Annotated in this window: 15 protein-coding genes; 14 read left to right on the top strand and 1 reads right to left on the bottom strand. The window is 44.8% G+C overall.

The window, feature by feature from the left end; genetic code table 11:
- Window positions 1-170: 170 nt before the first annotated feature.
- The 14 genes from JL57_RS32425 (at window position 171) to mltG (ending at window position 13,474) form a co-directional block, all read left to right on the top strand.
- Window positions 171-623, top strand: a complete 453-nt coding sequence (locus JL57_RS32425) for an Rrf2 family transcriptional regulator (RefSeq protein WP_034145993.1) — start codon at window positions 171-173, stop codon at window positions 621-623.
- A gap of 49 nt (window positions 624-672) precedes the next feature.
- Window positions 673-1,857 carry a cysteine desulfurase NifS gene (gene nifS, locus JL57_RS32420; protein WP_034145992.1) on the top strand — a complete coding sequence of 395 codons (1,185 nt, stop codon included), beginning with the start codon at window positions 673-675 and terminating at the stop codon, window positions 1,855-1,857.
- Window positions 1,858-1,871: 14 nt separating this feature from the next.
- The gene (nifU, locus tag JL57_RS32415; protein ID WP_034145991.1) at window positions 1,872-2,249 is read left to right on the top strand and encodes a Fe-S cluster assembly scaffold protein NifU; all 378 of its coding nucleotides are present in this window, start codon (window positions 1,872-1,874) and stop codon (window positions 2,247-2,249) included.
- 9 nt (window positions 2,250-2,258) lie between these two features.
- Window positions 2,259-3,404 (top strand): tRNA 2-thiouridine(34) synthase MnmA, encoded by a 1,146-nt coding sequence (gene mnmA / locus JL57_RS32410; RefSeq protein WP_034146042.1) that lies wholly within the window; start codon window positions 2,259-2,261, stop codon window positions 3,402-3,404.
- 191 nt (window positions 3,405-3,595) lie between these two features.
- Window positions 3,596-4,090, top strand: coding sequence for a PRC-barrel domain-containing protein (locus JL57_RS32405; protein ID WP_034145990.1), 495 nt, complete (start codon window positions 3,596-3,598; stop codon window positions 4,088-4,090).
- The gene (locus JL57_RS32400; protein WP_034145989.1) at window positions 4,087-4,281 is read left to right on the top strand and encodes a hypothetical protein; all 195 of its coding nucleotides are present in this window, start codon (window positions 4,087-4,089) and stop codon (window positions 4,279-4,281) included. Before JL57_RS32405 ends, JL57_RS32400 begins: the two co-directional genes overlap by 4 nt.
- A 391-nt stretch (window positions 4,282-4,672) precedes the next feature.
- Complete coding sequence (locus JL57_RS32395; RefSeq protein WP_034145988.1) at window positions 4,673-5,704, top strand: AI-2E family transporter; 1,032 nt, start codon at window positions 4,673-4,675, stop codon at window positions 5,702-5,704.
- Window positions 5,705-5,901: 197 nt separating this feature from the next.
- Window positions 5,902-8,529: an alanine--tRNA ligase gene (gene alaS, locus JL57_RS32390; protein ID WP_034145987.1), complete on the top strand. Its 2,628-nt coding sequence runs from the start codon at window positions 5,902-5,904 to the stop codon at window positions 8,527-8,529.
- 80 nt (window positions 8,530-8,609) lie between these two features.
- A complete protein-coding gene (locus JL57_RS32385) occupies window positions 8,610-8,864 on the top strand; it encodes an IreB family regulatory phosphoprotein (RefSeq protein ID WP_034145986.1) in 255 nt (84 codons plus the stop codon).
- A gap of 274 nt (window positions 8,865-9,138) precedes the next feature.
- A complete protein-coding gene (locus tag JL57_RS32380; protein ID WP_034145985.1) occupies window positions 9,139-10,080 on the top strand; it encodes an aldo/keto reductase in 942 nt (313 codons plus the stop codon).
- Window positions 10,081-10,099: 19 nt separating this feature from the next.
- Complete coding sequence (ruvX, locus tag JL57_RS32375; protein ID WP_034145984.1) at window positions 10,100-10,528, top strand: Holliday junction resolvase RuvX; 429 nt, start codon at window positions 10,100-10,102, stop codon at window positions 10,526-10,528.
- A gap of 55 nt (window positions 10,529-10,583) precedes the next feature.
- On the top strand, window positions 10,584-10,904 hold the full coding sequence (locus tag JL57_RS32370; protein WP_034145983.1) for a DUF1292 domain-containing protein: 321 nt from the start codon (window positions 10,584-10,586) through the stop codon (window positions 10,902-10,904).
- Window positions 10,905-11,078: 174 nt separating this feature from the next.
- Window positions 11,079-12,431 carry a VanW family protein gene (locus JL57_RS32365; protein WP_291300858.1) on the top strand — a complete coding sequence of 451 codons (1,353 nt, stop codon included), beginning with the start codon at window positions 11,079-11,081 and terminating at the stop codon, window positions 12,429-12,431.
- A 17-nt stretch (window positions 12,432-12,448) separates the two neighbouring features.
- Entirely contained in the window at window positions 12,449-13,474 is a 1,026-nt protein-coding gene (gene mltG / locus JL57_RS32360) for an endolytic transglycosylase MltG (protein ID WP_034141396.1), read from the top strand.
- Here mltG and JL57_RS32355 read toward each other — a convergent pair.
- The coding region (locus JL57_RS32355; protein ID WP_034145982.1) for a pyridoxal-phosphate dependent enzyme at window positions 13,468-13,968 on the bottom strand (501 nt) is incomplete at its 5' end. The two genes, mltG and JL57_RS32355, sit on opposite strands and share 7 nt — an antisense overlap.

The raw sequence follows: 13,968 nt of genomic DNA, 5'->3' as shown, positions 1-13,968 counted from the left end.
TATGTCTCTATATATATGCCCTTTCTAAAGAGGAAACTTTCGTGTAAAATACAAAGGTGTTATGTTCAAGATCAGACTTGACAAATCCCGAGTATTTTTATAAGATATAAGCAATATAAAGAGAGATTTAAAGAATATAGAATTTAACTAGCGGAAAAGAGGTGAGGGTGTTGAAACTCTCGACCAAAGGGCGATATGGTGTCAAAGCCATGTTTGATTTAGCTCAACATGTGGGTGAGGGCCCGACTTCTTTGAAAAGCATTGCAGAGAGACAAGGTATTTCCGAGCATTATCTAGAGCAACTGATTTCAGGTTTGCGTAAAGCAGGGCTTGTCAAGAGTATTCGCGGCGCACAAGGTGGTTACTTACTGGGAAGAGAACCCGATAAAATAAGAATTGGAGATATTATTCGCGTCCTAGAAGGGCCCATTGCGCCATCGGATTGTGTATCAGAAGAGGCCCCGGAAATATGTTCCAAAGCTGAATTTTGTGTCACACGAACAATTTGGGAAAAGGTAAGAGACTCCATCACGGATGTTCTTGATTCGATCACTCTGGAAACGATGCTCGAAGATGCCAAAAAAATTGAAACGGAGCGGAGCTTATATATGTACTATATTTAAAGCAATGCTTCACACGCAAGAAATTATAATAAAGGGAGTGAACCCCGTCATGCGAGTTTATTTAGACCACAGTGCAACCACTCCGGTTGATCCAGAAGTGGCTGCTTTGATGATGACTTATTACACTGAGAAATATGGCAATCCGTCTAGTGTTCACGGTTTTGGTAGGGAGGCTAAACAAGCCTTAGAGCAAGCAAGAAGCCAAGTAGCAGAGCTCATAGGTGCTACCCCTAAAGAGGTTACCTTTACTAGTGGTGGGACGGAGGCGGACAACCTTGCAATTTTAGGCACTGCTGAAGCGCTCCGCAAAAAAGGGAAACACATTATTACTTCTTGTATCGAACATCACGCAGTTCTTGAAACCTGTGAATACTTAGAAAAAAACGGCTTTGATCTAACGGTTATACCTGTAAACGAAGAGGGAATTCTCTCAGTCGATGAGGTTAAAAAGGCAATTCGCCCGGATACGATTTTAATCAGCGTGATGCATGCCAATAATGAAGTGGGATCGATCCAGCCAATTGCTGAGATTGGTAGACTGACCAAAGAACATGGTATAACGTTTCACGTGGATGCAGTTCAATCGTTAGGCAAGATTCCTATTAACGTGGATGAGATGAATGTAGACCTAATGACTGTTTCCAGTCACAAGATTTATGGTCCCAAGGGAGTAGGGGCTTTATATATTCGAAAAGGGGTACGGGTTGTACCTATGGCTCATGGGGGAGGCCAAGAAAAGAGGCGTCGCGCCGGAACAGAGAATACACCCGGAATCATAGGGTTTGGCAAAGCTTGTGAGCTGGCTGGGCAACGAATGGCGGACGACACTAAGCATCAAACGAAACTGCGCGATAAACTCATGAATGGAATCAGTGAGCGCATCGAATACGTAAAAGTTAATGGACCTCTTGGAGAAAAGCGCTTACCCAATAATGTGAATGTCAGTATTCGTTATGTTGAAGGAGAGTCCTTGTTATTATCACTTGACATGTTAGGAATCGCTGCCTCAAGCGGCTCCGCTTGTACGTCAGGGTCATTAGATCCTTCCCACGTGCTCCTGGCTATGGGGCTGGTCCATGAGATTGCTCACGGCTCGCTGCGCTTTACCTTAGGACGTCAAAACACGGAAGCGGAAATTGATTATCTTCTTGAACAATTACCGAAGATTGTAGAGCGTTTGCGTATGATGTCTCCGCTGTACGATCAGGTTATTCATAAGCAACAAGCACAATAAGGAGTGACGGAAAAATGTATACAGAAAAAGTAATGGATCATTTCAATAATCCTCGTAATGTTGGCGAAATGGAAAATCCGGATGGCGTCGGTGAAGTAGGAAACGCTAAATGTGGAGATATTATGCGTATTTATTTAGATATTGAGGGAGACATTATTAAGGACGTCAAGTTTAAAACCTTTGGCTGTGGTGCTGCCGTTGCCACAAGTAGTATGGTTACTGAAATGGTCAAGGGGAAGACGATTGACGAAGCGATGGTAATTTCCAATGCGGCTGTTGCTGAGGCTTTAGGAGGGCTACCTGAAACGAAAATGCATTGTTCTAATCTGGCAGCTGATGCACTCCATAAAGCGATTGGTAATTATCGCGATAAACAACAAACAAAGGAATAGATGATAATTATGGCTCTGACAACGAAACCAAAAGTGGTTGTGGGGATGAGCGGCGGTGTGGATAGTTCCATGGCCGCCGCTTTACTTAAAGAAGAAGGATACGACGTGATCGGGGTTACGTTACAAATTTGGGAATCAGCGGGCCCGGAGACGGAATGGGGCTGTTGCTCGAACTCAGCCATTGATGACGCCAGGCGGGTGGCCTTTATCCTGGGGATTCCCCATTATGTCATGAATTTTCGGTCGTATTTCGAGGAGACTGTGGTGGATTATTTCACACAGTCTTATTTGTATGGAGAAACTCCAAACCCATGTTTAGCCTGTAATAAGTATGTGAAATTTGGGGAACTACTCCGCAAGGCACGTGGGCTGGGGGCTGAGTTCATAGCCACTGGACATTATGCTCAAGTATTACGAGATCCGGGAAGTGAACGATTTCTTTTAAGTAAGAGCGCAGATCAGCGCAAAGATCAAACCTATGCACTGTATATGTTGACCCAAGAACAGCTGGAGCACACCCTTTTCCCTTTGGCAGGCTACAAAAAAGAACAGGTTCGAGAAATGGCTAGAGAACGTGGTTTGGGGGTGGCGAACAAAGCAGAAAGTCAAGAGATCTGTTTTGTTCCCAATGATGATTATGCCTCGTTTGTTCGAGAGCGTATCAAGGTTCCCATTAAGGCAGGTTATTTCGTGGACCTTGCAGGAAATAAGTTAGGTAAGCACGAGGGGATTCTACACTTCACAGTGGGGCAGCGCAAAGGGCTTGGGGTTACCTTTGGTAAACCAATGTTTGTAGTGGGGTTGAATCCTGAAAGCAATGAGGTTGTTTTGGGGGAGGATCCGGATGTATATACTGATACGCTCTGGGCGATCGAGCCAAACTGGATATCGATTCCGGATCTAAAGGAACCTCTGAAGGTCAAAGCCAAAATTCGTTATAACTCCATAGGGGCTGACGCGACTCTTTATCCTGCTGAGATGGGAGCAGACTATGACTTAAAGGTTTGTTTTGATGAACCACAGCGTGCTGTAACTCCCGGTCAAGCAGTGGTCTTTTATCAAGGGGATTTAGTCGTTGGAGGGGGAAAAATTATTTCCGATCCTCGAGGACTAATGCGAGGCTCGAAGTTCGAGGATCGAGGTTCGAACGTGTAGTCCCTGCATCTATAGCGGCGGTTCCTTCCGCCATCCCTGGCTACAGAGACACTCGACCATCACGGCAGCTTGCCATCCATGGCGATGCTCTAATCTCGAACATCCTTGTTCGAGTCTTGGTCAGCGCATGCATAAAGTTTAGAATAGTCGGGCAGAGTATAGGTAGTACTTTTTGGCGAGGAGGAGGTAACATGCGACGCACTCGAGAGATTGTCGGACTACCTGTTTTGGATCTAAAAAGCGGGGACTCGATTGGTTGGGTACATGATTTGGTCCTCGACAATGACAAAGATGAGGTTGTAGGAATTCTCTTAGAGGGCGGACACTTCTTCCAGTCCACAAAAGGCATCCCGCGAAAGGCCATCATAACGGTTGGAAAGGATGCTCTGACCGTGAACAAGAAAACAGTTGAAGTACTTAAGGGGACGCGATGGTCTGACAAAGTCGGGAATGAAGTCTATACCCAAGGTGGAGAGGCTAGAGGCACGATCGAAGATGTTTTTCTCGATGATTCCGTAGAAAGAATGGTAGGATTTGAAGTTTCGGACGGGCTCTTCGCTGACCTACTTCATGGCAGGGGAACGATTCTTAGACCCCATGTTATGATGGATGGAAAAGACATATTGATCGTTGATAATCAAGTATCCCCCTTGGACCAAGCAAATGAAGGGGGTATACTATCATGAATTGTCCAGTTTGCGGTGGACGTGCTATTGGTAAAGTGGGGGTAGAGCAGTTCTATTGTTGGGATTGTTGTGTTGAATTTACTACCCAAACTGACAAAGTGGTTATTTATGATCTCGCGGAAGATGGTTCTCTCGTTGCTTGGGATGATCCAGCCATTGACTCGGGTGTTTCCAGCGCTGCTATGGAGTAACCCATATCTAAACAAAGATGGAGAGATGAATAATGAGATCTAAGCATATGCTAAGCGGTTTGGTTACTGGGAGTGTCGCTTTAGTGAGTGCTCTAGTTTTATACATCTGCATGAAGGGTAATACGTGCGAAGACAGTGTCTTCGTCCACGACAAAAGAAAAAGCCGATGCTTATGTGACGTGGCATGAATGTCTTGACCAAAGGTAGCCGCATGTTGCTGAAAAGAACCAAACTATTTCACTAAGATTCAGAAATTAAAAGCGCGCATCGCGCGCTTTTTTTTGCAAGTCAATACCTATGATAATACACGGTATTACTGATTAATGAAAAAGGTTCTTGTCAGAAGAACGCATAAATATAGCTTCTTCAATTTTAATAGGAAGGAGATAAGATGAAGTATAAGTATTGGAAATGGATCTTTACAGGAACCTGCCTACTCATAGCAATCTTGGTTCTTTTCAAGGTGAAGGCAATTTTAGGTCCGTTTTTTCTTGCTTTTGTCCTTGCTTTTCTTCTTAATCCCTTTGTCGAAGGCTTGGAACGCTATAGGATCAGCAGGAACAAATCCATAGCGATTGTTTTCACTATAATTATAGCGATTTTAGCTACTGCAATATTTTTTATCCTGCCCATAATTTATAATGAACTTAGTAAATTGGTGGTAGTGTTACCTAAGACAATTGAGTCAATTACAGTCATGATAGATGGCTTTCGTGAGCAATTTAAGGCGACTGGCTTGCCAAGCCGTGTGGCGCAGGTATTGGATCAACAATTAGCGCAAAGCGAGATCATAATTGCCGATCGGCTTAACCTTTTCTTAGCTAGTTTACCTAATGTATTGTCTACATTCACTCTTTACATGTTATCCCCGGTGATCGCCATCTATTTCCTAGCTGACTGGAAGGGCCTAGGAAATGGCTTCTTTCGAATTATTCCACAACGCTGGAGGATGGAATGGCGACGGTTGTGGCAAGATATCAACCATGTGATTCGCCAATTCATACGGGGAGACCTAGTCGTCGCCGTGATTGTAGGGATATTAATCGGTATTGGTGTAAAATTAGTGGGGATGGAATATGCTCTGTTAATTGGTTTGATCTGCGGAATATTTGATCTCATTCCCTACTTTGGACCAGTGATTGGGGCGGTACCAGCAGTCTTGTTGGCTTTAACGCAGTCACCTGCAATGGCCGTGAAAGTTACTTTGATTATTTTTATCGTACAACAGCTCGAGGGCAATATTATTTCGCCTAAGCTCATGGGTGAAAGTGTAGGCCTCCATCCCCTGTGGGTCGTTTTTGCCCTTTTGGCATGTGGAGAGATTGCTGGCTTCTGGGGCATGTTCTTGGCAGTTCCGTTAGCGGCTGTTGTGCGAGTCATCTTGAATCATGTATATTTTAGGTTAGTTTCGACAAAAGTTTAATTTGGTTGACAAATAAGACTTTCCCTGTATATACTTTATAAACAATGGGGAATTTGTCAGATGAATAGAAGATGTAAGTTCTTTGAACCGTAAAATATGCAGGGTGATCTCAAAAAAATCTCGCCCCTGATTTATAGGGTGAGGTTATTTTTTATTGTGCTGGCTAATTTTAGATTGAATTCTAAAGGGGTGTTCGTATGTATTCTGGTAATGAATTAAGGGACATGTTTTTAAAGTATTTTGAGGCTAAAGGACATAATGTTTTGCCCAGTGCCTCGCTGATCCCTAAAGATGATCCGACCTTGTTATTAACTGTCGCAGGCATGGTTCCCTTTAAACCCTATTTTCAACGCCGGGTAGAACCACCTTTTCCCAGAGCCACAACTGCTCAAAAATGCGTTCGTACCCCGGATCTGGAAGAGGTAGGGAAAACAGCTCGCCACCATACATATTTCGAGATGTTGGGAAACTTTTCGTTTGGTGACTACTTTAAAAATGAGGCAATTCCCTGGGCTTGGGAGTATATAACCGAGGTATTGAAAATCCCAGTGGAAAAGCTTTGGGTAACTATCTATCCTGAAGACGAAGAAGCCAGAATGATTTGGGAGAAAGCGGGCGTTAAGTCCGATCGAATCTTAGGAGATCCTGAAAATTTTTGGGCCGCCGGTCCTACAGGGCCGTGTGGACCTTGTTCAGAAATATATGTCGATCTTGGAGAGGCCAGGAGTTGTGACAAACCTGGTTGTGCTATGGGCTGTGATTGTGATCGCTTTTTAGAGATCTGGAATTTAGTCTTCATGCAGTATAACCGCGATGAAGCGGGTGTCCTAACCCCTCTTCCGAAGCAAAACATTGACACAGGTATGGGTTTAGAGCGGATTGCGTCAGTGATGCAAGGGGTTGAGACCAATTTCGATACGGATCTATTCCGTCCCATTATTGACCATGTGGCAACCTTAGCTGGAGTTAAATATAGGGAAAATGCCAAAAATGATTTGGCTTTAAAAGTGGTGTCTGACCACGTTCGAGCTGTGTCGTTTATGTTAGCAGATGGGATTCGCCCGAACAATGAAGGTAGAGGGTATGTTCTGCGACGTATTCTGCGGCGCGCTGTCCGGTACGCCAAACTTCTGGGAATTGACAAACCGTTCTTGGAATCAGCTTTTCAGGTGATCCAAAAAGATTACTCTGAGGCCTATCCAGAGCTTAAGGAAAATGAGAATTTTATTTTAAATCACTTAAACTTAGAAGAAAAGAACTTCCAAGCAACTTTGGAGCAAGGCACTCAGCTGTTGCAGGAAAAGGTTAAAGCACTTATGAAACAAGGGGAGACTGTTCTAGCCGGAACGGATGCTTTTTATCTCTATGAAACCTATGGCTTTCCGGTAGAGTTGACGGAAGAAATGCTTGAAGAGCAAGGCTTAACCGTTGATATGGGGGCATTTCAAACTGCGGCAGAAGAGCATCGCCTGAAGGCAAAAGAGCAATCTCAGCAAATGCGTGCTGTGGTTGAAAGCCCACAACTCATGGAAAAAGCTAAACTCTTAGGGCTGACTCCATTTGTTGGTTATGAGAGGCTTTCAGTAGCGACTCGAATTGAAGGGTTGTTTGTTAGTGGCGAGGAGAAGCAGGATGCCGGTGAAGGGGAAGAGGTCCTGATCTTCCTTGCTGAGACTCCTTTTTATGCAGAAAGCGGCGGTCAGGTGTCTGATTGGGGAGTGATCCGAACCCCTCGTGCCGAGGCTCGTGTGCTTGAAGTGAAAAAAGGTGTTACCGGCACCCTTTATCACCGTGCTCAGGTAACCACAGGAGTGTTGCACGTTGGGGAAACAGTCGATGCAGAAATAGATCTCGTTGCCCGCCAAGCCACCTCTCGCCATCACAGCGCAACGCACCTGCTTCATTTTGCCCTGCGCTCTGTTTTGGGGGAACATGTCCAGCAAGCAGGGTCTTTAGTTTCTCCAGAACGCCTGCGTTTTGACTTTACCCATTTTTCTCCGCTGACGGCGGAGGGACTTAGAGCAGTTGAGGGTATTATTAATGAAGCCGTGCTGAAAAATCTGCCGGTAGATGCCACTGAAATGCTCTTGAAAGAGGCTAAACTGAGCGGGGCTACGGCACTTTTCGGAGAGAAATATGGAGAAACAGTTCGAGTTGTTAATATGGGAATGGTCAGCAAAGAACTGTGCGGTGGGACGCATGTTAAAAATACTGGAGAAATCGGGCTGGTGAAAATTCTCAGCGAGGGTGGAATCGGGGCTGGTCTGCGTAGGATTGAGGCAATCACAGGCTTAGAGTCCTTAGCGTATTTCCGTGCTCTTGATGAACAAGTCATGGAAGTTGCCCAAAACCTTAAAGCCCAACCCTTAGAAGTAGGAAAACGCGTCCAAGGGTTGATGACTCAAGTCAAAGACCTTGAACGGGAAATTGGCCAACTTCAGGCAAAACTCGCCAAGAATGAAGTGGAAGGATTGCTAAAACGGGTTACTGAGATCGAGGGAATTCCAGTCTTAGCCTCTACGGTGCATGTTTCTGATATGGAAGGCCTTCGTCAAATGGCAGATCTTTTACGAGCCAAACTCAAGTCTGGAGTCATCGTCTTAGGTGCGGCAAGCGAAGGTAAGGTGAATTTTGTGACGGTTGTAAGCCCTACAGGTTTAAGTGGGTTACATGCCGGACAGATTATAAAAGAAGTTGCTAAAATTACGGGCGGAAGCGGAGGCGGCCGGCCGGACATGGCTCAAGCTGGAGGCAAAGATCCTAGTAAACTGGGTGAAGCCATTGATCGTGTATCAACAATAGTAAGAGGATTTCTTAAAAAATAGAGAAGCTCTTGCTTTAACTTAAAACACCCTTGTACAGTTGGGTGATCAGTGCTAACGAAAGGCGAAAGGGGGACAGGAAAATGGATCGAATGGAAGAAACCATGATGTTTAAGGCAGTGGGAGATGAGGAAGTTTCTGCCCGCGATATTTTGCAGAAGGTGTACGCTGCGTTGCAAGAAAAAGGCTATGACCCAATAAATCAGATGGTTGGCTATCTCATGTCTGGCGACCCCGTATATATTACGAGCCACAATCAGGCACGCGCGATGATTCGTAAACTTGAACGCTTTGAGCTGATTGAAGAGTTGGTCAGAACCTACTTGCAAGAAAAGTAAAGAAAAGTAGCTAAAGCTAATGTAAAGTTAAAGTAGCTAGAGCTAAAGCTAATTAAAGTAAAGTAAAGTAAAAGTAAGTAATGCTAAAGCTGAAACCCTCACTCAAAGTGGTGAGGGTTTCAACTTTAGCGATGCATTAGGCACGAGGCGAAGCGAGTAACACCATGCGAGGCACGTTACTCGAAGCACGCGAAATAAGAGTCTGAAACGAGATATTCTAATCTCGGACTTCGAACTTCGGACTTCGCACCTCGCGTTTCGAAAGGAGTATGAGATGCGTCAGGTCAAACTTGGTTTATGGGGATCGGAAGTTTCAGAGGTGTGCTTTGGAAGTTTAGCTATATCCCCATTACAAGGACGTTTGACAGCGGCTGAAGGGGCTAATGTTTTGCGCTATGCTCTTGAACAAGGGGTTAACTGGATTGACACGGCAGAAATCTATGCCAATTATGAGCAAATTGCTACGGTCATCAAAGATTATCCTGACGTTCAAATTGTTAGTAAGAGCTACGCAGTGACGGCGGAGGAAATGCGTTTGAGCCTGGAAAAAGCTCGTACTGCTCTTAATCGAGATACGCTCGACTTTTTTCTACTCCATGAGCAGGAAAGCGCTTTAACTCTCAAGGGGCACATTAGGGCTTGGGAAGAACTCCTAAAAGCCAAGGAAAAGGGGATTGTGCGCTGGATTGGCCTTTCAACCCATGCCGTGGCAGGAGTCAGGGCTGGGGCGCTTCAGCCTGGGCTTGATGTGATCCATCCCATCTTAAATTATCAGGGTCTAGGGATTATCGATGGTAAATTAGAGGAGATGCTTGAGGCAGTTACTTTTGCTGCGGAAATTGGGATTGGGATTTACGCCATGAAAGTTTTCGGGGGCGGTCATTTGACGAATGATCCAGAAAAAGCCGTAGGTTTTATCCAAAAGATTCCGGGTGTGCAAGCTTTAGCTCTGGGAATGTCCAGCCGGGAAGAAGTGGATTATAATTTGCTCTTGGTTTCAGGACAAGAAATCCCTCCGAAGTTGCGGGAAAAAGTCAAGTGCAGAGAACGAAAACTATATGTGGCTGATTGGTGCCAAGGGTGTGGGTTATGTTTGGAAGCATGCCCTCAGGGTGCATTGAGGATTGAAGAAATAGCCGTTGTGGATAATGAGGTCTGTGTGCTTTGTGGGTATTGCGGGAGAGCTTGTCCGCATTTTTGTCTTAAAATTGTGTAAATATCTGGAGGAAACTATTATGCGGATTATGGGGTTAGATTTTGGCTCGAAGACGATTGGTGTGGCGATGAGTGATGCTTTATTTTGGACGGCCCAGGGGGTTAAAACCATTAAACGGTCCAAGAAGGAAATCGAAGAGTTGCGTGAACTCATTCGCGAGTATGAGGTGATGGAGATTGTCGTAGGTTATCCTAAAAATATGAATGGAACCTTGGGGCCCCGTTGTGCCTTGACAGATGAGTTTACAGAGGTTTTGCGTTTAGAGTTTGGGCTTCCGGTGGAATTGTGGGATGAGCGATTAAGCACGGTGGCAGCACAGCGGACGCTTCTGGAAGCGGATGTGTCGCGCTCGAAGCGAAAGCTTGTGATTGATAAGATGGCAGCTGTTTTTATACTCCAAGGTTATCTGGATCGTCGACAGTCAAGAAATATTCAGGCTGATATTTGACAATCATTACCTACAATAGTACAATGACCATATTCTTTGATAAGAGGTGAAATACATGTCCGACCAACCACATAACCATGATGAGCATGACGCTGAGGAATTTGACACAGTCGTACTCACAGATGACGAGGGAAAAGACCACGAGTTTCTCCATCTCGATACCTTGGAACTTGAAGGCTCGACATACTTTGTTCTGATGCCTATTACAGACGAGGATACCGAAGAAGAGGATGCAGATGAGGCTATTATTCTTAAATTAGGCAAAGATGCTGAGGGCAACGAAATGCTCCAAGACATCGAAGACGATGAAGAGTGGGAAAAAGTTGCTGACGCTTGGGAGAACTTAGTTGAATCCGAAGACGACGAAAAAGAATAAACTCTTGTCACCTTTGTTTTCATAGCTGCAAAGAACCTGTTGAGACGATCTCAGCGGGTTCTTATGTTTTCATAAAGAAAATTTCATAGTTTATAATGAAAGTTAATAAATCTGGAGATAAACGTTAAGCTCTGCGGAAATACTAAGATTGATGAAAGCAGAGGAGTGTGGATTTTGAAGCAAATACGACAAACATGGATGCGGACTTTCTATACAACGTTAGGTTTTCTATTGCTAACGTTCCTATTAATCGGATGTATCCCTTCAAGTCACACCTTAGAGAATGAAAGTACGTCGCATAATAAGGTAGGAACCAAAACAAAATCTATTGTTATTTCAAATGGCGTAAAAGTGGATGATTTAGATCTCAGCGGCACCCTAGTATCTGAAGCACCCACGAAAATAGATACCTGGGCAAATGACAAGCTGGAAGAAACGCGAATCCTGTTGTACAATGAAAAAGAGATTCCGATTTCCTTAAGAGACATGGGTATTGAAGTAGATACAGAGAAGGTAGTTGAAGAGGCCCAACGTATCCCTGGATTGGCAGTGTCAAGTGTGCTTAAAGTCGATCCTTTAGTTGCAAGTCAGGCGCTTCAGGAAAGGTTGAAGAAATTTAATCGCCCAGCAAAAGATGCCTCTTATAAGATCGAAAAGGATAAGGTGGTTATTCAGCCGTCAGAGAGTGGCCAGACAGTGGAAGTTGATCGGTTAATCGGGGATATTCTAAAATCCTCTCTAACTGAGGTTCCGTTAAGGATAGACCTTCCAATGAAAGAGGTTCCGGCAACAGTGACGACTGAGTCGATAAAAGCTTTGGCTTTTGATTCGGTGATCGGGGAGTTCACTACAAAGTTTTCAGTCAAAGAGGAGAATCGTTCTGCAAATTTAACTGCGGCCGCTAAAGCTTTGGACGGCAAAGTTCTTCTTCCGGGGGAAACTCTTTCATTCAACCAGACAGTAGGTCCCCGAGAGCCTGAGACAGGGTACAAAGAGGCCTACGTAATTGTCAAAGGGGAATATGTGCAAGGAACCGGAGGTGGCATCTGTCAAGTCTCTTCGACGTTATATAATGCTGTCTTGCTAAGTAATTTAGAAATTATAGAACGGAAACCTCATGAGGTTGTCGTTAGTTATGTACCTCCAGGTCAAGATGCAACCGTCAGTTATCCTAATCTTGATTTTAAATTTAAAAATAATTCCACGAGTATCGTCTATTTGCGGACAGATGTAAAAGCAGGTGCTCTTACTGTTCGGCTATGGGGTAAGAAGACGGGATTATCCATCAGTATTGAACGACAAGTGGAGAAAGAACTCAACTATAAGGTAGAGAACCGCCTTGACTCCAAACTTTCTGCAGGACGAGTTGTTCAGGAGCAAAAAGGTTCGAAGGGGATCGTTGTCAACACCTGGAAGGTGACTCGAGACAAGGATGGCAATGAAGGCAAGCAGTTTTTGGGTCGTGACTGGTATGCACCGACCAACCAGATTTTTCGTGTGGGGACTCGAGGTATTTCTGAAACATAGTGGAGAGGGAGTGAGAAATGTCCAGAAAGAAAAAGTCCTTCGGCATCGGTATCTTAAAGTGGGTTATTCTACTTTCCATGGCTGGGGGTTTTGGTTTATTGTCTTGGTGGTCTTGGGCTATAAAGCCCTATTCGACTACTGACAATAGTGTAAAGATTACGATTGCTCCGGGAACAACGGCTGCTCAATTAGCTGGGGAATTAGAACAGCGTCAGCTGATTCGCAGTGCATGGGCGTTTAGATATTTAGCGCGTGTACGGAACGATGAATTCAAGCTTTATGTTGGGGATTACCAATTAGCTCCGATGATGTCCCCGGAGGAAATGATCAATCGCCTGACAAAAGGGGCAACGATGTTAGATGCCCAGCGTGTGACTATTCCAGAAGGGTATACCACAGAACAAATTATTGATTTATTAGTACAGAAGGGGATCTCGAATAAAACAGATTTGACCAAGGTGATTACGGAAGACACCTACCCTTATTCATTTCTGAAAAATACACCTAAAGGGGTCCATCGTCTAGAGGGATATTTATTTCCCAATACTTATGAAATTAGTAGGCAATCGAGCCCTCATGCAATAATCGATATCTTTCTTAAACAGTTTGAGAAAGAACTCACTTCTGACGTACAGACTCAACTCGATAGCAAGAAGTTTTCCGTTTCCGAGTGGGTTACCCTAGCTTCTTTAGTCGAAAAAGAGGCGGTGAAAGAATCAGATCGCCCTTTGATCGCTGCCGTGTTTCTGAATCGGCTAAAGATTAACCAACCTCTTCAATCCTGTGCTACTATCCAATTTTTGCTCGGCACTCCCAAACCGGTGCTTTATGAAAAGGATCTTCAGATTCCTTCACCGTATAATACCTATCTCCACCCAGGCTTGCCACCAGGACCGATTGCCAATCCCGGTCATGCCTCCTTAGAAGCAGTCTTGAATCCGGCTAAAACGGATTTTTTATACTTCGTGGCTAAAAAGGACGGGTATCATGCATTTGCTAAAACGTACGCAGAGCATTTAAAGAATGTGAAATTATATCAGTGACCCATGTTGAAGATTTGTTCGACGTCTTTGTCTCCGCGGCCGGATAGATTGACGATTAGGATTTGGTCAGGATTCATGGTAGGAGCGAGCTTAAGGGCATAGGCGACTGCGTGTGCACTCTCAAGGGCTGGGATGATGCCTTCAGTTCTAGAAAGTCTGTGGAAAGCGTCCAGGGATTCTTGGTCGGTAATGCTCACATACTCGGCACGACCGATATCTTTCAGGTAGCTGTGTTCTGGTCCTACACCGGGATAGTCCAGACCAGCTGAAATGGAATGGGTGGCAAGGGGCTCTCCATGTTCGTCTGCCATGACGTAACATTTAAAACCATGCACGATTCCAGGTGCTCCGGCAGTGAGGGGGGCTGCATGTTTTCCGGTTTCTAAGCCTAGACCAGCTGGCTCGACCCCTATGAGTCTGACGTTTGAGTCGGGGATGAAATTAGCAAACATGCCGATGGCGTTGCTTCCACCGCCGACACAAGCCATGACTGC

It is taken from the genome of Desulfosporosinus sp. BICA1-9 (genome assembly GCF_000802135.1).
This window is presented reverse-complemented; position numbering and strand designations above follow the sequence as displayed.